Raw genomic sequence first — 17,942 nt, 5'->3', positions numbered from 1 at the left:
TAAAAAGGCCGCCCTTCCGGGCGGCCTTTTTTTATTCACAGGGGCGTGCGCTCGTCAGAACCCCGCCACCGCGCCATCGCTGCGCGGGTCAAAAGCGCCTTCCATCATGCCGTTGGAGTGGCGCACGAGCGCACCGGCATGCCCAACTGTCTCGTCGAAGTCACCGATCACCTCGACCACATGGCGGCGTGAGCGCAAGTCGTCCACCACGCGCGCAGGGAAGCGGGATTCCACCTTGAGCGACTCGGACATGCTGCCCCAGGTGCGCCCGAGCAACCAACGCGGGGCGCTGACGGCCTGTTGAAGCCCCATGCCCATTTGCACGTAGCGGCTGAATACCGTGGCCTGCGTCTGCGGCTGGCCATCACCGCCCATCGTGCCGTAGACCATGGTGCGCCCGTCATCGAGCAAGGCCAGCGCCGGGTTCAGCGTATGGAAAGGTTTGCGGCCCGGCTCCAGAGCGTTGAGCGAAGAAGGATCAAGCGAGAAGCTGCAGCCACGGTTCTGCCAGGTAATGCCGCTTTCGGGCAGCACCACGCCGCTGCCGAACTCGTGGTAGATACTCTGGATGAACGATACGGCACGCCCTTCGCCATCAATCACCCCCATCCAGATGGTGTCACCCGGTTCGGTTGCGCCGCCCCACGCCAGCGCGCGGTTGCGATCAACCTTGCCGGCCAACTCATCCAGTCGGTCCGCCTCCAGCAGCGACTGCGCCTCGATCTTCATGTAGGCGGGGTCGGTCACGTAACGGTCACGCACGGTGAACGCCTGTTTGGTGGCTTCCACCGAGAGGTGAATGTAGTCGGCCGACATCGAGTCGACTGCGTCGACCCCGAGACGGTCGAGCACACCCAGAATGGCCAGCGAGATCACCCCCTGTGTGGGCGGCGTCATGTTGTAGATGCGCCCTTTGGAGTGCTTGAGCTCGACGGGCGTTCGCAGTTCGGCACGATGGCGCACGAGGTCCCCGGCGCTCACCGGGCTGCCGAGCTTCTGCAGGTCAGCGGCGATGCTTTGCGCCAACTCGCCTTCGTAGAAATCACGCAGGCCGGCATTGGCCAGTCGCTCCAGCGTGGCAGCAAGACGCGGCTGCTTGAACACGGCCCCGACCGCCGGCGCGCTGCCCTCAATCAAATACGTCTCAGCGAAGCCGGGCTGTACATGCAACTCCGAAAACTTGGCTGTGGTGCAGGCGGCCTGACTGTGGGTGACCGGAATACCCTCTCGCGCATAGCGGATGGCGTCTTCGAGCAGTCTCGGCAGGCTCAGCTTGCCGCCCCACTCGCGGCTGACCTGAAAGGCCAGATCCCAGCCGGAGATGGTGCCGGCAACGGTGTTGGCGGCCAGCGGGCCGCGCATCGGAATCGCCGACATACCTTTGCTGGCGTAAAAAGCACGATCCGCCTTTTGCGCAGCCGCGCCGCAGGAATCAATGGCGCGGGGAGCCTTGCCAGGCTCGGAAAACACCCAGAAGCTGTCGCCACCGATGCCGTTCATGTGCGGATACACCACCGCGATGGTGGCGGCGGCGGCGATCATCGCCTCCAATGCATTGCCGCCCTCGCGCATCACCGCCGAAGCGGACTGCGCGGCCAGGGCATGCGAAGCAACCGCGATGCCGCGCGTGGCGCGGACCGGATTGATCATCTCAATGTCTCCTCATTGCTGCTGTTGTTGTCACGACCAAGCCGAAGCCAAAACGCGGCCGCACGATACCGGAAAACCGCGCCGCTCGCGCCGGCCTCGGCAACGAGCCAAGCCGGTGACGTCGGGTACATGGCGCTTCTCACCTGCGGGCTACGTATCCCCGCTCAGCCTCGATTGTTCTCGGCCATTGCAAGCTCCATACCAGCGTTAGGCTCCGAGAATCACGGACTGGCGAATGCACGAACCGCCACCCCTGGCACATAAGTAGCGCCGGCCGACCATGGCGCGTAAATCCAAACGCCCGGTCTTTTCCGAAGCATGCTGCACGGGAGCAAAAATTGACATGTCAGCTTGCAAATTGCCATGCAAGTTTATGATCAAACAGGGATCAGTCAAGCAAATCGACGCCCGCCCAGAAGATGAGCGGGCATCACGATTCGCAACCTGAATGGTGTGAAGAGTCGTTGGAATACTCGAGCGCCATACAGCATCCAACTCTTCAAAACGCCTGCAAATCGATTTTTATGTTCAGAATCAATGCACTTTAATCGTGCATCAACCGGGGAAACGCACAACAATCATGCGCAACAGGGAAAGAATGGCTTGAGCTTCGGACTCGCCACGCGCTTGGTCTTCGCGACGAGCCATCGCCTGAGATGGGTCGAAACTGACATATCAGAAATGGAGTCAGAGCAAGGCACGCATTGTGCGGTAAGTGTATTGCTCGACGTAATCCACGAGTCGATCAGAGGCTTCACGCCCACCCGCCTCATCTTTGCGGCTGATGGAGGCTGCGATTTCAGCATGCAAACTGGCGACCATGGTGAGGTCGCCCACCTGCCGGAAGTACAGATACCAGAAGCGGCGCGTCTGCGCTTGCAGCGGCCGCATGGCAGCCGCCGCGTAATCGTTGCGTGCGGTTTCTGACACCAACGCGTTGAACTCGGCGTCTGTCGGCAAAAAGATGGATTCATCTTCCGTGGAGGCGGCCTCGCCGAAGCGCACGGCAAGCTCCCCGAATCTGCGGCACACCGCAGGCTCGGCCAGGCGCGCAGAGCGCGCAACGAGAATGCGCTCGAGCTCCCGGCGAACCTCAATCAACTTGAAATGCTCGGCAATGTCGATCTCCGACACCACGGCGCCCGAGCGCGGCAAGACCTTGATGGTGCGTTCATAAGCCAGACGTTGGAGCGCCTCACGCACCGGTGTGCGGCCGATTCCCAGTTGGGCGCTGATCGACTTTTCCGAGATGCGGCTGCCCGGCGGCAGCGTCAGCGTGACGATCATCTCTTCGATCTGCCGGTACGCGTATTGCGCCTGGGTTTCGGAGTCGCGCGGGGCCTGCTGCAGGCCCGAGTCGTTACGGGAGGATCGAGCCATGGACGTGGGCGCTGACAAGACGAGTAAATAATCTGGTGAAAATACGCTGCGCCAGCATGCCGGTCAACGCAGCGGAGCGCCGCCCTGAGACTGCGTCTCAAGGTATTCGAGCAAGCCACGAACGCCCGCTTCGCACAGATCGATGACCTCGTCGAAGCCGTCCGGCCCACCGTAGTACGGATCGGGCACGTCGCGCGGCGCACCGCCCGCGGCATGCGACGTAAACAACGCAATGCGCTGACGCAGCGACGGCGGACAGCGCCGCTGCATTTGCTCGAAGTGACTCTGATCCATCGCCAGCAACAGGTCGAAGCGCGAAAAATCGGCATCGTCGAGCTTGCGTGCGCGCTGACTGCTCAGATCGTAGCCACGCCGTGCCGCCACCTTGCAGGTGCGCGGATCGGGCGCCTCGCCAACGTGGTAACCGTGGGTGCCGGCCGACTCGAATTCCACCCGCTCGCCCAGGCCCGCTTCTGCGAACATCCGCCGCGCCACACCTTCGGCCGTAGGCGAACGGCAGATGTTGCCCGTGCATACGAACAGCACGCGCAGCGGGCGATCCATCGGCAATTCCATGGTCTCAAGCTCCGTCATGACCGTCTGCACCAAAGGCACGCTGGCGCAGCTTGAACAACTCATCGCGCATTGCCGCCGCTTGCTCGAACTCCAGATTGCGCGCGTGCTCCTGCATGGCTTTCTCGAGCTTCTTGATTTCCTTCGCCAGCGCTTTCTCGTCGAGCAAGGCGTAGTCGATGCGCGCACTGTCGGCCACGCGCGAGGCTTTCACGTCGTCGTCTTCACTCGAATACACGCCATCGATGATGTCCTTGATGCGCTTGGACACGGTGCGCGGCACGATGCCGTTCGCCTCGTTGAAGGCGATCTGCTTGTTGCGGCGGCGCTCGGTTTCATCCATGGCCGCCTTCATCGAGCGCGTGATGCGGTCGGCGTACAGAATGGCCGTGCCATGCAGGTGGCGCGCGGCGCGGCCGATGGTCTGGATGAGCGAACGCTCGGAGCGCAGAAAGCCCTCCTTGTCGGCATCCAGAATCGCCACCAGCGACACTTCAGGGATATCCAGGCCCTCGCGCAGCAGGTTGATGCCGACCAGCACGTCGAACTCGCCGAGCCGGAGGTCACGGATGATCTCCACGCGCTCGACGGTGTCGATGTCCGAGTGCAGGTAGCGCACGCGAATGCCGTTCTCGGCCAGATACTCGGTCAGATCCTCGGCAATGCGCTTGGTCAGCACCGTGACCAGTACGCGTTCCTGCACCGCCACGCGGCGTTTGATCTCGGACAACAGATCATCCACCTGCGTGATGGCCGGGCGCACTTCAATGATCGGGTCCACCAGCCCGGTTGGCCGCACTACCTGCTCCACCACCTGGCCCTGATGCTCGGCCTCGTACTGTGCGGGCGTGGCCGAAACGAAGACGGTTTGGGGCATCAGCCCCTCGAACTCTTCGAATTTGAGCGGCCGGTTGTCTAGCGCCGACGGCAGGCGGAAGCCGTATTCGACGAGGTTTTCCTTGCGCGAGCGGTCACCCTTGTACATGGCGCCGATCTGCGGGATTGCCACGTGCGATTCATCGGCGAACAGCAAGGCGTCGGCTGGCAGGTAGTCGATCAGTGTCGGCGGTGCCGCACCCGCCCCCCGGCCGGAAAGGTGGCGCGAGTAGTTTTCGATGCCCTTGCAGAAGCCCATCTCGCCGAGCATTTCGAGGTCGAACTGGGTGCGCTGCTCGATACGCTGCGCCTCCACCAGCTTGCCCGAACGGTAAAACTGCTCACGCCGCTCCTTGAGCTCTTCCTTGATGCTCTCGATGGCCTTGAGCACGGTGGTGCGCGGCGTCACGTAATGGCTCGACGGGTACACCGTGAAGCGCGCCAGCTTGTGCTTGAGGTGGCCCGTGAGCGGGTCAAATAGCGTGAGGTGCTCGACTTCGTCGTCGAACATCTCGACACGCACCGCCAGTTCGGCGTTCTCCGCGGGGAAGACATCGATCACGTCACCACGCACGCGGAAGCAGCCACGCTGAAAATCCACATCGTTGCGCGTGTACTGCATGGCCACCAGACGCTCGATGAGGTCGCGATGGGCCATGCGTTCACCTTCGCGCAAGTGCAACACCATGGCGTGGTAATCCGACGGATCACCGATACCGTAAATGCACGACACCGTTGCCACGATCACCACGTCGCGTCGCTCGAGCAGGCTCTTGGTCGCCGACAGGCGCATCTGCTCGATGTGCTCGTTGATCGACGAATCCTTCTCGATGAACAAGTCGCGCGAAGGCACGTAGGCTTCGGGCTGGTAATAGTCGTAGTAGCTGACGAAATATTCGACGGCGTTCTCCGGCAGGAATTCGCGGAATTCCGCGTACAACTGGGCCGCCAGAGTCTTGTTCGGCGCCAGCACCAGCGCAGGCCGACCACAGCGCGCGATGACGTTGGCCATGGTGTAGGTCTTGCCCGAGCCGGTGACCCCCAGAAGGGTCTGATACATCAGCCCGTCGCCAATGCCCTCGACGAGCTTTTCGATGGCCGCAGGCTGATCGCCTGCCGGGGGAAACGGCTGATGCAGCCGGAAAGGGCTGCCTTCGAAGGTGACGACGCTTGCGGTGCCCGCCGGACTTGTCATGGTAGACTCTCGCTCCTGTGCGTGGACCGAAAACCGGCAATTCAACACGGCATTGCCGGCCGGCCCCGACCGCCAATTATTTCGCAAATCGCCGCTCAAAGCACGGCCTGATCTTCCCGGACATGCGTCACGGGCTTCCGTCTTGCGGCACAACACTCGAAGGGAATGGACATGTCAGCATCGATCTTCGCCAACGTCGAAATGGCTCCGCGCGACCCCATCCTGGGGCTCACCGAGGCCTTCAACGCCGATCAGCGCAGCGAAAAAGTAAACCTGGGCGTCGGCGTGTATCAGGACGACAACGGCAAGATTCCGCTGCTGGCCTGCGTCAAAGCGGCCGAGAAAGCCCGCGTCGAAGCCGGTCTGCCGCGCGGCTACCAGCCCATCGAAGGCGCTGCAGCCTACAACGGCGCCGTCCAGAACCTGCTGTTCGGTGACAAGGCCGAGGCCGTCACCTCCGGCCGCGTGGCCACCTTCGAAACCCTGGGCGGCACCGGTGCGCTCAAGGTCGGCGGCGACTACCTCAAGCAACTGCTGCCCGGCGCCACCATGTACATCTCCGACCCGAGCTGGGAGAACCACCGTCAGGTGTTCGAATCCATCGGCTTCAAGGTCGAAACCTATCCGTATTACGAGCCGAGCACCCGTGGCGTGAACTTCCCCGCCATGAAAGAGAAGCTCGCCAGCCTGCCGGCCGGCTCCATCGTGCTGCTGCACGCCTGCTGCCACAACCCGACCGGCGCCGACATCACCGAAGCCCAATGGGGTGAAGTGGTCGAAGCCTGCCGCGCGCAGAAGCTCGTGCCGTTCCTCGACATCGCCTATCAGGGCTTCGGCGACGGCCCGGAAGCCGACACCGCCGCCGTGCGCATGTTCGCCGACAGCGGCATGCAGTTCGTCGTGGCCAGCTCGTTCTCGAAGAACTTCTCGCTGTACGGCGAGCGCGTTGGCGCGCTGTCCATCGTCACCGAGAGCAAGGAAGAGGCCGCCCGCGTCGTCTCGCAGGTCAAGCGCGTGATCCGCACCAACTACTCCAACCCCCCGACTCACGGCGGCATCGTCGCTGCAGCCGTGCTCAACTCGCCGGAATTGCGCAAGCAGTGGGAAGAAGAGCTGGCCGGCATGCGCGACCGCATCCGCGACATGCGCAGTGCCTTGGTCGAGAAGCTCAAGGCGGCCGGCGTGCAGCAGGATTTCTCCTTCGTGATCGCCCAGCGCGGCATGTTCTCCTACACCGGCCTGACCGCCGACCAGGTGGATCGCCTGCGTGAAGAGTTCGGCATCTACGCCGTCAAGTCGGGCCGCATCTGCCTGGCCGCGCTGAACTCGCGCAACATCGACTACGTCGCCAAAGCCATCGCCGCCGTGGTGAAGTAAGCCTGACATCGTCTTGACGATGCGCCGCGCGTTCCCTACAATGCGCGGCTCTGTTCCCTGATAGCTCAGTTGGTAGAGCGACGGACTGTTAATCCGCAGGTCCCTGGTTCGAGTCCAGGTCGGGGAGCCACAGAACACCTGCTTCGGGCACACGCCGGAAGCCGCAGTAAAAGTTGAAGCAGCACAATTCCCTGATAGCTCAGTTGGTAGAGCGACGGACTGTTAATCCGCAGGTCCCTGGTTCGAGTCCAGGTCGGGGAGCCAGATCAAGCAAAAGGCCGATCCACAAGGATCGGCCTTTTGCTTTTCAGCGGGCAACCGCCCGGTTGCGCCCTCAGTGAAACTGCTCCTCCTCCGTGGAACCGGTCAGCGCCGTCACGCTGGACTTGCCTCCCTGGATCACCGTGGTCACGTCGTCGAAGTAGCCGGTGCCGACCTCCTGCTGGTGCGACACGAAGCTGTAGCCGCGATCACGCGCGGCAAACTCGGGCTCCTGCACTTTCTCGACGTAGGCCGTCATGCCGCGCTGCGCGTAGTCGTGCGCAAGATCGAAGGCGTTGAACCACATTGAGTGGATGCCGGCCAACGTGATGAACTGGTACTTGTAGCCCATCGCACCCAGTTCGCGCTGGAATCTGGCGATGGTGGCGTCGTCGAGATTCTTCTTCCAGTTGAACGACGGCGAGCAGTTGTAGGCCAGCATCTTGCCCGGATGCACGCGATGCACAGCCTCGGCGAAACGCCGGGCAAAGTCGAGATCCGGCGTGCCGGTCTCGCACCACACCATGTCGGCGTACTCGGCATACGCCACGGCGCGCGACACCGCCTGATCAAAGCCTTTGTAGCTGCGATAGAAGCCTTCCGGCGTGCGTTCGCCGGTAACAAAGGGCTTGTCGTTCTCGTCGTGGTCGCTGGTCAGCAGGTCGGCCGCTTCGGCGTCGGTGCGGGCAATCACCAGCGTCGGCACGCCCATCACGTCGGCCGCCAGTCGCGCGGCAATGAGCTTCTGGTTGGCCTCGTTGGTCGGCAGCAGCACCTTGCCCCCAAGATGCCCGCACTTCTTGACCGACGAGAGTTGATCCTCCCAGTGCACACCGGCCGCACCGGCGCGAATCATGGCCTTCATCAACTCGAAGGCATTGAGCACGCCACCGAAGCCCGCTTCGGCATCGGCGACGATGGGTGCAAAGTAGTCGATGTAGCCGTCATCACCTGGCCCCACCCCTTTGCTCCACTGAATCTGGTCGGCGCGCTGGAAGGTGTTGTTGATGGCCTGCACCACCTGCGGCACGGAATTCACTGGATACAGCGACTGGTCCGGGTACATCGCGCCGTAGGTGTTGTTATCGGCAGCCACCTGCCAACCCGACAGGTAGATGGCTTTGACGCCGGCCTTCACCTGCTGCATGGCCTGACCGCCCGTGAGAGAGCCCAGGCAATTTACATAAGGGGTTTCGGTGACGAGTTTCCAGAGCTTTTCGGCCCCCACCCGCGCCAGCGTGCTCTCGGGCTGGATCGATCCGCGCAGGCGCACCACGTCCTCGGCCGAATACGGCCGCCGAATGCCTTGCCAGCGCGGGTTGGTTGCCCAGTCGTGCTCCAGGGCTGCGATTTGCTGCTGTCGATGAGGTGTCATGGCGCTCTCCTTCGGGGTCGTGAATCGATCCGGCAGGCTGTCGCGCCACGAACATCATGCGTAACGGCCCTGCCCCACCGCCGAACCGAGCGGCGTGTGAGAGGAAGTATAGGTTTCACACCGCAACGCAACAACAACTCTTATATAAGACATAAGATTTTTATTGTCGTTTAATTTCAATTAATTATTGACTTAATTTTTTATCGTGAAACGCAATTCGAGCGGACGAAATAGTTTTATCCCGCAGCGCCGCACTTTCGCCGATGTACACCCCCTTTCAACGCCAGTCGCGCCGCCTCTCGCTCGCGGCGATTGCCATCCCTGCCGTCACCCGCCCCTCTGGCATTCAGTCGAACGGCCTAAAATCCCATGCAAAAGAGCTAAAGTAAGCGCAGTGGCATCCGCTATTCAGGGTAACGCCCTCAACCACCTCGCCGTCGGGAGCAGACAATGTTCATCACCTCGCGCCGTCACCAGCAAGCCCTCGCCTCACAGCGCGAAGCGCTGGAACGACAGGTCGCACAGCACTGCAATGATCTCGACGCCATCCGGCAGAATCTGGCCTACATCGAGTTCACGCCGGACGGCCACATACTCGATGCCAACAGTCTGCTGCTCGCCACCGTGGGCTATTCACTCGACGATATCCGCGGCCGCCATCACCGCATGTTCTGCGAACCGGAATACGCCGCGAGCCCCGAATACGCAGCTTTCTGGCACGACCTTGCGCACGGCCAGCCCAAGCAAAGCACCTTCAAGCGCCTCACCAAAGGCGGTGCAACCATCTGGCTGGAAGCCTCGTACTTTCCGGTGAAGGATGGCGATGGCTCCATCACCAAGGTAATCAAGATCGCCTCCGACGTCACCCGCAACCACTTCGAGCTGCTCGACAAGACAGCCATGTTCACTGCGCTGAACAACTCTCTGGCGGTGATTGAATTCAAACCCGACGGCACCATCATCACTGCCAACGACAACTTCCTGCAGGCGGTCGGCTATCAACTGGAACAGATTCAGGGCAAACACCACGCCATGTTCTGCACCGAGGCCTTCTATCGCGAAAACCCGGACTTCTGGAGTCATCTGGCCAAGGGTCAGTTCATGTCCGGCCGCTTCGAGCGGCGCGATTCGGCGGGCAAGCGCGTGTGGCTGGAGGCCACGTACAACCCCATCGTCGATGAAGATGGCGAGGTCTACAAGGTGATCAAGTTCGCCTCGAACATCACCGACCGCGTGAATGCCAAATTTGAGGCCGCTGCGGCAGCCACTGAAACCTCACGCCGCAGCTCGCAGATTGCGCACGATGCCAAGGAAGAACTCAGCGAAGTGGTTTCCATCTCGGATGAAATCACCCGCCGCGTTGGCGAAGCCACCACCGTCAGTGCGCGCCTCAACGAACAGATTGCAGGCATCAACGAAATCGTCACCACCATCAAGACCATCGCCGATCAAACCAACCTGTTGTCGCTCAATGCCGCCATCGAGGCTGCACGTGCAGGCGAAAGCGGTCGCGGCTTTGCCGTGGTGGCCGACGAAGTGCGCAAGCTTGCCTCGAAAACCACCGAGGCCACCGCCGAAATCAGCACGGTGGCACGCGAGAACACCGAACTGACACGCCAGATCACGCAGCAGATTCACAGCATTGCCGAAATTTCATCAAGCAGTCAGCACAAGGTGCAGACCGTGCAGCGCGACATTGCCGGGGTCGATGACAGCGTGGCCCACCTGCTGGGCGTGGTCGCCCGCCTCGAAGAGTAAGCGGGCTTACTCCACCGCGGTCGTGACGATGCGTATCGGCTCGGTCAGCGTGCGGTGCACCGGGCACTTGTCGGCGATCTCCAGCAAGCGCTGACGCTCGTCCGCGCTGAGCCCCCCCACGAGACGCACCTCGCGGGTGATCTCGGTGATCTGCCCGCTCTTGTCTTCACACTCCTCGCAGTCTTGCGCATGCACGCGCCGTTGGCGTACGAGCACCGTCACCTCTTCCAGCGCAAGCTTCTTGCGGCGTGCGTACATGCGCACGGTCATGGCCGTGCAGGCGCCCAGCCCGGCCAACAGATAGTCATAGGGCGACGGCCCTTGATCGGCTCCGCCCATGGATTCGGGCTCATCGGCGACCTGCGTGTGACGCCCCGCGCGCACGGTGCTGAGAAAGCCTGCCGCGTCCGATTGCGACACGAGCACCTCACCTGCTTCAAGCGCTTCGGGCTTTTCGGCTTCGTCACGCGCAGGCAGATAGCGCTCGGCCCACACGGCAATCACGCGCGCCGCGTACGCCGCGTCTTCACGCTTGCGCAGCAGATGGTCGGCCGAATCCAGCGAAACGAAACTCTTGGGGTGCCGCGCCGCCTCGTAAATGCGCCGCGCCTGATCCACATCCACCACTTCGTCGCGCGGCGCGTGCATCACCAGCAAGGCTCTGCCCAAGTGCGAAACCCGGTCACGAATGCGGGTGGATTCGAGGTCATCGAGGAACTCGCTCGTGATGGTGAAGGGGCGACCGCCCAGGTCCACTTCCAACGCGCCCTGCTCGCGAATGGCCGTCTCGTGGTCCTTGAACAAGTGCTTCACATGCACCGGCTCAGCCGGCGCACCGATGGTCACCACCGCTTTCACCTCGGCAATGTGTGCCGCCGCGGCAAGCACGGCTGCTCCGCCCAGGCTGTGACCCACGAGCACGGTGGGCGCCGCATAGTGCTCACGCAAATGATCGGCTGCGCATATCAAGTCCGCCACATTGGAGCTGAAACTGGTGTTGGCGAACTCGCCTTCGCTCATGCCCAGGCCGGTGAAGTCGAAGCGCAGCACTGCCAGCCCGCTCTCAACCAGACCGGCGCTGATGCGCGACGCCGCGAAGATGTCCTTGCCGCAGGTGAAGCAGTGCGCAAACAGCACCCACGCGCGCGGCTCACCGGCAGGCAGATCAAGCCGTGCCGCCAGCTGGCTGCCATCGTGGCCGGGAAAGTCGAGTTTCAGTGAGTTCATGTCTGCTCCTTCGGAAATCGCCCCTTGGGGAAGCATAGTCGCCAACGACCTGCCCCCGCATCATGTGTGGCCCGTCACCCCACTGGCAACGCCCCGCGATCCACCACCCTGCGCATGACGAAGCTCGAGTGCACTCCGGTGACACCCTCGATGCGGGTGACGCGGTTGAGCAGCAAGTTCTGATAGTCGTCCATGTCGGTGACCACCGCCTTCAACTGATAGTCGGCCTGTTGGCCGGTGATCAGCAGGCACTCAACGATGTTGGGAATCTCTGCAATGCGCGCCTCGAAGTTGGCGAAGCGCTCGGGCGTGTGCTTGTCCATGCTGATGTGGATCAGCGCCATGAGCGACAAGCCCAGAGCCTTGGGGTCGAGCACGGCACGGTAGCCGGTGATCAAGCCGGATTCCTCCAGCGCACGCACGCGGCGCAGGCACGGCGAAGGCGACAGGCCAATGCGGTCGGCGAGGTCCTGGTTGCTGATGCGGCCATCGCTCTGCAGTACTTCGAGAATGGCGCGGTCGTAACGGTCAAGATTCATGCTTATGCGGTCTGAAAACGTCCAATAGGCAATTTATACGCCAAAATCCGTTAATTACGCAACAATCTGCCAACACACAAACTTCATGCGACGGAATTAGCAAGCTAATGCCTGGCCCACAAGCGTAGACTTCTTCCATCGAAGTGACGGCCATGCCCGCGGCAGATCGAGACCCGACACACCGCGCACCGCCACCCGGCCACAAGCCGGAGGCGACAGGCAGAGCGAAGCGCCACCCGCGCTTTTGCCCCCTGCCCGGCTGACCGGCACTGTCCTTGAACAGCACAAGCGAGCGCACACATGTTGAGAGATCCGTCCACCAAGTACCACGCCTACCCGCCGGTCAACCTCCCCGACCGCACGTGGCCCAACAAGACGATCACCAAACCGCCGATCTGGATGAGCACCGATCTGCGCGATGGTAACCAAGCCCTCTTCGAGCCGATGAATGGCGAGAAGAAGCTGCGCATGTTCAAGATGCTGTGCGAGATCGGCCTGAAGGAGATCGAAGTGGCTTTCCCCTCCGCCTCGCAGACCGAATTCGATTTCGTGCGCAAGCTCATCGAAGAAGGCCACATTCCCGAAGACGTGACCATCGAGGGTCTCACGCAGGCACGCGAGCCGTTGATCCGTCGCACCATCGAATCGCTTGCCGGCGCACGCCGCGCCATCGTGCATGTGTACAACGCCACGTCGGATCAATTCCGCGAGGTGGTCTTCGGCTTCACCCGCGAAGAGGTGAAGGGCATGGCCGTGAGCGCGGTGAACCTCATCAAGGAGCTCACCGCGCAGCACCCGGAAACCGAGTGGGTGTTGCAGTACAGCCCCGAAACCTTCAGCGACACCGAGCTCGAGTTCGCCAAGGAAGTGGTCGATGCGGTGACGGCGGCCTGGGGTGCCACGCCGGACAACAAGGTCATCATCAACCTGCCCGCCTCGGTGGAAGTGGCCACGCCCAACATCTACGCCGACAAGGTCGAGTGGATGCACCGCAACCTCGCCCGCCGCGACAGCGTGATCCTCAGCCTGCACCCGCACAACGACCGCGGCACCGCCGTGGCCGCGGCCGAGTTGGGCATCATGGCCGGCGCCGACCGCGTGGAAGGCTGCCTCTTCGGCAATGGCGAGCGCACCGGCAACGTCGACCTCGTCACGTTGGCGATGAACCTCTACACCCAGGGCATCTGGCCGGAACTCGACTTCTCCGACATCAACACCATCGCCCGCACCGCCGAGCACTGCACGCAGTTGCCGGTGCACCCGCGCCACCCGTGGGTCGGTGATCTGGTCTACACCGCGTTTTCCGGCTCGCACCAGGACGCCATCAAGAAAGGCTTCGCCAAGCAGAAGCCCGACGCCAAGTGGAACGTGCCCTACATGCCGATGGACCCGGCGGATGTCGGCCGCAGCTATGACTCGGTAATCCGCGTGAACAGCCAGTCCGGCAAGGGCGGCATCGCCTTCCTGCTGGAAGCCGAGTACGGCATGGTCATGCCGCGTCGCTTGCAGGTGGAGTTCTCTGCCGAAGTGCAGCGCGTGACCGACTCCGAGGGCGGTGAGATGACGGCAGGTTCGATCTGGAAGCTGTTCCAGCAGACCTACCTCGACAGCGCGAGCCCGCTGCGTTACGTCGAGCACCACCTGTTCGAACAGGGCAAGGCACAGGGCATCCGCGTCACGGTGGAGAAGGACGGAGTCACCCACATCCTCACCGGCGAAGGCAACGGCCCCATCGATGCCGCCGTGCATGCGCTGCACGCCCACGGCATCAGCGTGGATGTGCGCAGCTTCGAAGAGCGCTCGATGCCGTCGGTGGGTGACGGCAGCCACGCCCAGGCCTGCGCCTTCATTGAGGTGACCGCAGCCGGCGTTGCCGGCGACCGCTACGGTGTAGGCATCGACCCCAACATCGTCACGGCCTCGATCAAGGCGCTGATCAGCGGCGTCAATCGCGTCAGCGGGCACGCCGTGCAGGCCAAGGCCGCCTGACCGATCTCGGCGAAAAAGCAAAAGGGCGACGGTGCAGACCGTCGCCCTTTTTCATTGGGCCACGCGGGCCAGCCCTGCGGCCAGCGCGCGGGCTTCACGCTCCAGCGCTTCGTCCGGGCCGGATACCTGAGCCGCCACGGTGAGGCCCTCGCCCAGCAGGAAAAGCTGCAACGCGGCGGACTCCGGCGCCTGCAGCCCGGCGTCGCGGCACACACCGATGAGGTAGTCACGCAGCAACGCCTTGTGCTCGGCCGAGATGGCATGGGCAGCGTCCGACGCCGCCGGAAACTCGGCCGCGGCATTGATGAACGCGCAACCGTGAAAGCCCGGTTCGCGCGTCCACTCGATGATGAACTCCACGTAGGCGCCCGCGCGCTCAGGCACCGCCTCGGCCTCGATGCGCGCGCGCATCTTGGCAAAGAAGCGCTCGTCGCGATAGCGCAGCGCAGCCTGCACAAGGTCCTCCTTGGTCTCGAAATAGCGGTACAGCGTGCGCTTGGTGACGTTGCTTTCACGGCTCAACTGATCGACACCAGTGGCGTGAAAGCCCTGACGGTAGAACAAGTCAAAGGCGCTCTGGACGAGATCTTCACGTTTTTTCATGGCTTGAGTATGGCGTTGAAAAAAACAAAAGTAAACCGATCGGTTGACTTAGTATACCGATCGGTTTACTTTTGGCTCGTGGCTGCGCCGGGAACCGCCCGCCCCTCACTTCAGGAGATCGTCATGACCAAGCTTTCATCCACCGCCCCGTCGGCTACGCCGCCCGTCATCAGCCTGCCGCCGGCCCCGCCGATACGTTTCGTCCTTGCTTCGACCTTTGGCGCAATTCTGGCCATCGCACTGACCGGCTGGCTCACGCAGGCTTCCGGTTACGTATGGCAAATGGCGCCTTTCGGTGCCACCTGCGTGCTGGCCTTCGGTCTACCGGACAGCCCGCTGGCGCAGCCACGTCACATTGTGGGCGGGCATGTCGTGGCCACCATCATCGGGCTGCTGGCGCTGTGGTTGATTGGCGATGGCTGGCTGAGCATGGCCGTGGCCACCGGGCTGGCGCTGGGGGCAATGCAGGTGCTGCGCGTCATCCACCCACCGGCCGGCGCCAACCCGATGGTGGTCATCGCCAGCCAAGCCACGCCCGACTTCCTGCTCACGCCCGTACTGGCCGGCTCGGTGGCGATCGTACTGGTGGCACTGCTGGTGAATAACCTGCGCAAGAAAAACAGCTATCCGCGTTACTGGTGAGCCGCAAGGACAGGCGTCGGACCAGTCGGCCTTCCAGCCGCCTGCCGGCGCCTTGAACAGGCGTCTCAGGCGGCCGGCAAGCTGAGGCGCGCACGCAGGCCGCCACTCGCCGATGCATCCAGCAAAACCTCGCCGCCATACAGTCGCGCCAGATCGCGCACGATGGCCAGCCCCAAGCCTGAACCCGGCAATTGCTCATCCGCTCGCACACCACGTTGCAGCACCGTCTGGCGCACCTCGGCGGGCAAACCCGGTCCGTCGTCTTCAATGTTGATGCACAGGCTGTGCCCTTCCTGCACCACACTCGCCGACACCGTGCTGCGCGCCCACTTGCAGGCGTTATCCAGCAGATTGCCGAGCATCTCTTGCAAATCCTGCTCCTCGCCTGCAAAACACAGGTGCGGCGGGCACTCGCTCAAGCTCAGGGCCCGCTGCTGTTCGGCATGCACGCGGCTCATCACACGCAGCAGCCCTTCCAGCACCGGTCGCACCTCTACCCTGCGGCCGGGTACACGCACGGCTGCAGCAGCGCGCGCGCGCGCGAGGTGGTGATCGATGTGGCGGTTTGCCAGGCGGGTCTGCTCAACCACGGTCTTGGCCAGCGCACCTTCATCCCCCCCGGCAGAATTGCGCAGTATCGCGAGAGGAGTTTTCAGCGCGTGGGCGAGGTTTCCGGCCTGCGTCCGCGCACGCGCGACGACTTCGGCGTTGTTGGCCAGTACGCCATTGAACTCCTCCACCAGAGGTTGGATTTCGCTCGGATACACGCCGTCGATGCGCGGCGCGAGGCCATCGTGCACACGCGCCAGTTCGGCACGCAGCCGCCCCATGGGCTTGAGCGCAATGCGCAGTTGCACCAGCGTGGCTAGGATCAGCCCCAGCGACAGAATCACCAGCGACAGCGTGAGCAAGCCGTTGAAGCGGCTCACCGGCTCGACCACGAACGACTCGTTGCCGGCGACAAGCACGCGTACTGGACGATCCGGCGCGCTCACCGGGCGCATAGTCTGCTCCAGTACCAGCACCCGCTCACCGTCCGGAGCCGTGGCCGCGTACAAATGCAAGCCGCCGCCCGTCGGCGCGTCAGCGGGCACCGCCAGCACGCCGTCCCACAGAGAACGCGAGCGCAACGCACCCACGCGCTCCAGTTCACCGCGCTCATCGAGTTGGTCGAGCTGCCAGTACAGCCCGGAATACGGCCGCAGCAGGCGCGGATCGCTAAGCGGCGCGCGCAGCGCAAGTTCGCCATCCGCACCGACTATGAGCGCTGCCGCCAACTGATCGAGGTGCGTGCCAAGCTCCGTCTGGAACTGGCGCTGCACATGCTGACTGAACAGCGACGACAGCCCCCAGCCCGCCACCAGCACGGCCAACACGACCCAGCACGCGGTGCCGAGCAGCAGCCGCAGCCACAGGGAGCCCCGCCAGCGCGCCAGCAAAACCTTCATCACGCAGAGGGCTCCGCGCTGCCCACCAGGCGGTAACCCAGACCGCGCACGGTTTCGATGCTGCCGGCGGGCAGCTTCTTGCGCAGACGGGTGACGAACACCTCAATGGTGTTGGAATCACGCTCGTAGTCCTGCGCATACAGGTGTTCAGTCAGCTCACTGCGCGAGATCACCTGTTCAGGGCGGTGCATCAGGTAGGACAGCAGGCGGAACTCGTGGCTGGTCAGTGCCACCCCGACCCCACTCACGGTCACTTCGCCGCGTGCGGTGTCGAGCACCAGCGGGCCGAGTTCGATGATCGAGCTGGCGTGCCCCGCCGAGCGCCGGATGAGCGCACGCAGACGGGCCAACAGCTCTTGCATGTTGAACGGCTTGGTCAGGTAATCATCGGCGCCGGCGTCGATGCCCGTCACCTTCTCATGCCAGCCATCGCGCGCGGTCAGGATCAGCACCGGCACGCGCATATCCGCCGCGCGCCATTTGCGCAGTACGGTGAGGCCGTCCATGCGCGGCAGCCCGAGATCGAGCACTACGGCGTCGTAGCGTTCAACCTCGCCTAGGTAATGACCATCCACGCCATCGGCCGCGCAATCGACGGCATAACCGGCCCCGTGCAGGGCCTCACGCAATTGTGCCGCCAGCGCCGGCTCATCCTCCACCACCAGCAGTCGCATCAGCGTTTCCCCTTGCGGCCCTTGACCTTCAGCACCGACGCCTCGCGCGCGTCGAGTTCAAGCTCGAGCATGCCGCCGTCGCGGCTGAGTAACTTGATCTCGTAGATCCACATGCCGTCCTCACGCTCCAGCTCGACTTCCAGCACCTCGCCGGGGTACTCCACCGCGACGCGGTCCAGCACTACGCGCAGCGGCAGGATCTCGCCCGCCTCCAGTGCGCGGCGCGCGCGTTCATGGTCGTCATCGTCGGCATGCAGAAGAGGTGCCGGCAGCAAGGCCATGGCAAGCACCACACAGGCGCCCCTGCACACGTTCGCTACGGAAAAATTCTTCACGCCCTTCCCTCTTTCGCTGGTTCATCCAGTGCGCTTTTAA

The 17,942-nt window shown here is 63.1% G+C and carries 15 protein-coding genes and 2 tRNA genes; 6 read left to right on the top strand and 11 right to left on the bottom strand.

The features are described 5' to 3' along the window. Nucleotides 1–54 precede the first annotated feature (54 nt). From AC6H0W_RS07200 to uvrB, 4 genes are all read right to left on the bottom strand, one after another. Nucleotides 55–1,650 carry a gamma-glutamyltransferase family protein gene (locus tag AC6H0W_RS07200; RefSeq protein ID WP_497576481.1) on the bottom strand — a complete coding sequence of 532 codons (1,596 nt, stop codon included), beginning with the start codon at nucleotides 1,648–1,650 and terminating at the stop codon, nucleotides 55–57. Between the two features lie 687 nt (nucleotides 1,651–2,337). Next, on the bottom strand, nucleotides 2,338–3,030 hold the full coding sequence (locus tag AC6H0W_RS07195; RefSeq protein WP_497576480.1) for a GntR family transcriptional regulator: 693 nt from the start codon (nucleotides 3,028–3,030) through the stop codon (nucleotides 2,338–2,340). A gap of 63 nt (nucleotides 3,031–3,093) precedes the next feature. After that, nucleotides 3,094–3,624 (bottom strand): low molecular weight protein-tyrosine-phosphatase, encoded by a 531-nt coding sequence (locus tag AC6H0W_RS07190; RefSeq protein WP_497576479.1) that lies wholly within the window; start codon nucleotides 3,622–3,624, stop codon nucleotides 3,094–3,096. Next, a complete protein-coding gene (uvrB, locus tag AC6H0W_RS07185; protein WP_497576478.1) occupies nucleotides 3,611–5,674 on the bottom strand; it encodes an excinuclease ABC subunit UvrB in 2,064 nt (687 codons plus the stop codon). Before uvrB ends, AC6H0W_RS07190 begins: the two co-directional genes overlap by 14 nt. Nucleotides 5,675–5,845: 171 nt before the next feature. On the opposite strand from uvrB, the gene AC6H0W_RS07180 reads away from it, so the two are divergent. The 3 genes from AC6H0W_RS07180 (at nucleotide 5,846) to AC6H0W_RS07170 (ending at nucleotide 7,315) form a co-directional block, all read left to right on the top strand. Next, complete coding sequence (locus AC6H0W_RS07180; RefSeq protein WP_497576477.1) at nucleotides 5,846–7,051, top strand: amino acid aminotransferase; 1,206 nt, start codon at nucleotides 5,846–5,848, stop codon at nucleotides 7,049–7,051. A 54-nt stretch (nucleotides 7,052–7,105) separates the two neighbouring features. Continuing rightward, nucleotides 7,106–7,181, top strand: a tRNA-Asn gene (locus tag AC6H0W_RS07175). Nucleotides 7,182–7,239: 58 nt separating this feature from the next. After that, a tRNA-Asn gene (locus tag AC6H0W_RS07170) sits at nucleotides 7,240–7,315 on the top strand. 70 nt (nucleotides 7,316–7,385) lie between these two features. Here the strand turns inward: AC6H0W_RS07170 and aceA are convergent. Further along, entirely contained in the window at nucleotides 7,386–8,687 is a 1,302-nt protein-coding gene (aceA, locus tag AC6H0W_RS07165; protein ID WP_497576476.1) for an isocitrate lyase, read from the bottom strand. Between the two features lie 450 nt (nucleotides 8,688–9,137). On the opposite strand from aceA, the gene AC6H0W_RS07160 reads away from it, so the two are divergent. Further along, on the top strand, nucleotides 9,138–10,445 hold the full coding sequence (locus AC6H0W_RS07160; protein ID WP_497576474.1) for a methyl-accepting chemotaxis protein: 1,308 nt from the start codon (nucleotides 9,138–9,140) through the stop codon (nucleotides 10,443–10,445). 6 nt (nucleotides 10,446–10,451) lie between these two features. Here AC6H0W_RS07160 and AC6H0W_RS07155 read toward each other — a convergent pair whose 3' ends face one another. Then, entirely contained in the window at nucleotides 10,452–11,672 is a 1,221-nt protein-coding gene (locus AC6H0W_RS07155; RefSeq protein WP_497576473.1) for a bifunctional alpha/beta hydrolase/OsmC family protein, read from the bottom strand. Between the two features lie 74 nt (nucleotides 11,673–11,746). Beyond that, nucleotides 11,747–12,211 (bottom strand): Lrp/AsnC family transcriptional regulator, encoded by a 465-nt coding sequence (locus AC6H0W_RS07150; protein WP_497576472.1) that lies wholly within the window; start codon nucleotides 12,209–12,211, stop codon nucleotides 11,747–11,749. A gap of 300 nt (nucleotides 12,212–12,511) precedes the next feature. Between AC6H0W_RS07150 and leuA the strand changes: the two genes are divergently transcribed. Then, nucleotides 12,512–14,200, top strand: a complete 1,689-nt coding sequence (gene leuA, locus AC6H0W_RS07145) for a 2-isopropylmalate synthase (RefSeq protein WP_497576471.1) — start codon at nucleotides 12,512–12,514, stop codon at nucleotides 14,198–14,200. A gap of 51 nt (nucleotides 14,201–14,251) precedes the next feature. Here the strand turns inward: leuA and AC6H0W_RS07140 are convergent, their stop codons facing one another. After that, on the bottom strand, nucleotides 14,252–14,803 hold the full coding sequence (locus AC6H0W_RS07140; protein ID WP_497576470.1) for a TetR/AcrR family transcriptional regulator: 552 nt from the start codon (nucleotides 14,801–14,803) through the stop codon (nucleotides 14,252–14,254). 123 nt (nucleotides 14,804–14,926) lie between these two features. On the opposite strand from AC6H0W_RS07140, the gene AC6H0W_RS07135 reads away from it, so the two are divergent. After that, nucleotides 14,927–15,445, top strand: a complete 519-nt coding sequence (locus AC6H0W_RS07135; protein ID WP_497576469.1) for an HPP family protein — start codon at nucleotides 14,927–14,929, stop codon at nucleotides 15,443–15,445. 65 nt (nucleotides 15,446–15,510) lie between these two features. Here AC6H0W_RS07135 and AC6H0W_RS07130 read toward each other — a convergent pair whose 3' ends face one another. From AC6H0W_RS07130 to AC6H0W_RS07120, 3 genes are read right to left on the bottom strand one after another with little or no spacing between them, the layout of a single operon-like run. Beyond that, nucleotides 15,511–16,893: a sensor histidine kinase gene (locus AC6H0W_RS07130; protein ID WP_497576762.1), complete on the bottom strand. Its 1,383-nt coding sequence runs from the start codon at nucleotides 16,891–16,893 to the stop codon at nucleotides 15,511–15,513. Beyond that, a complete protein-coding gene (locus AC6H0W_RS07125; RefSeq protein WP_497576468.1) occupies nucleotides 16,893–17,567 on the bottom strand; it encodes a response regulator transcription factor in 675 nt (224 codons plus the stop codon). The genes AC6H0W_RS07130 and AC6H0W_RS07125 overlap by 1 nt, the downstream gene beginning before the upstream one ends. Continuing rightward, the gene (locus AC6H0W_RS07120; protein ID WP_497576467.1) at nucleotides 17,567–17,902 is read right to left on the bottom strand and encodes a PepSY domain-containing protein; all 336 of its coding nucleotides are present in this window, start codon (nucleotides 17,900–17,902) and stop codon (nucleotides 17,567–17,569) included. The genes AC6H0W_RS07125 and AC6H0W_RS07120 overlap by 1 nt, the downstream gene beginning before the upstream one ends. Nucleotides 17,903–17,942: the final 40 nt, after the last annotated feature.

The organism is Pseudazoarcus sp. NS20 (genome assembly GCF_059703745.1).
The sequence above is the reverse complement of the archived record's forward strand: the minus strand, read 5'-3'. Positions and strand labels throughout refer to the sequence as shown.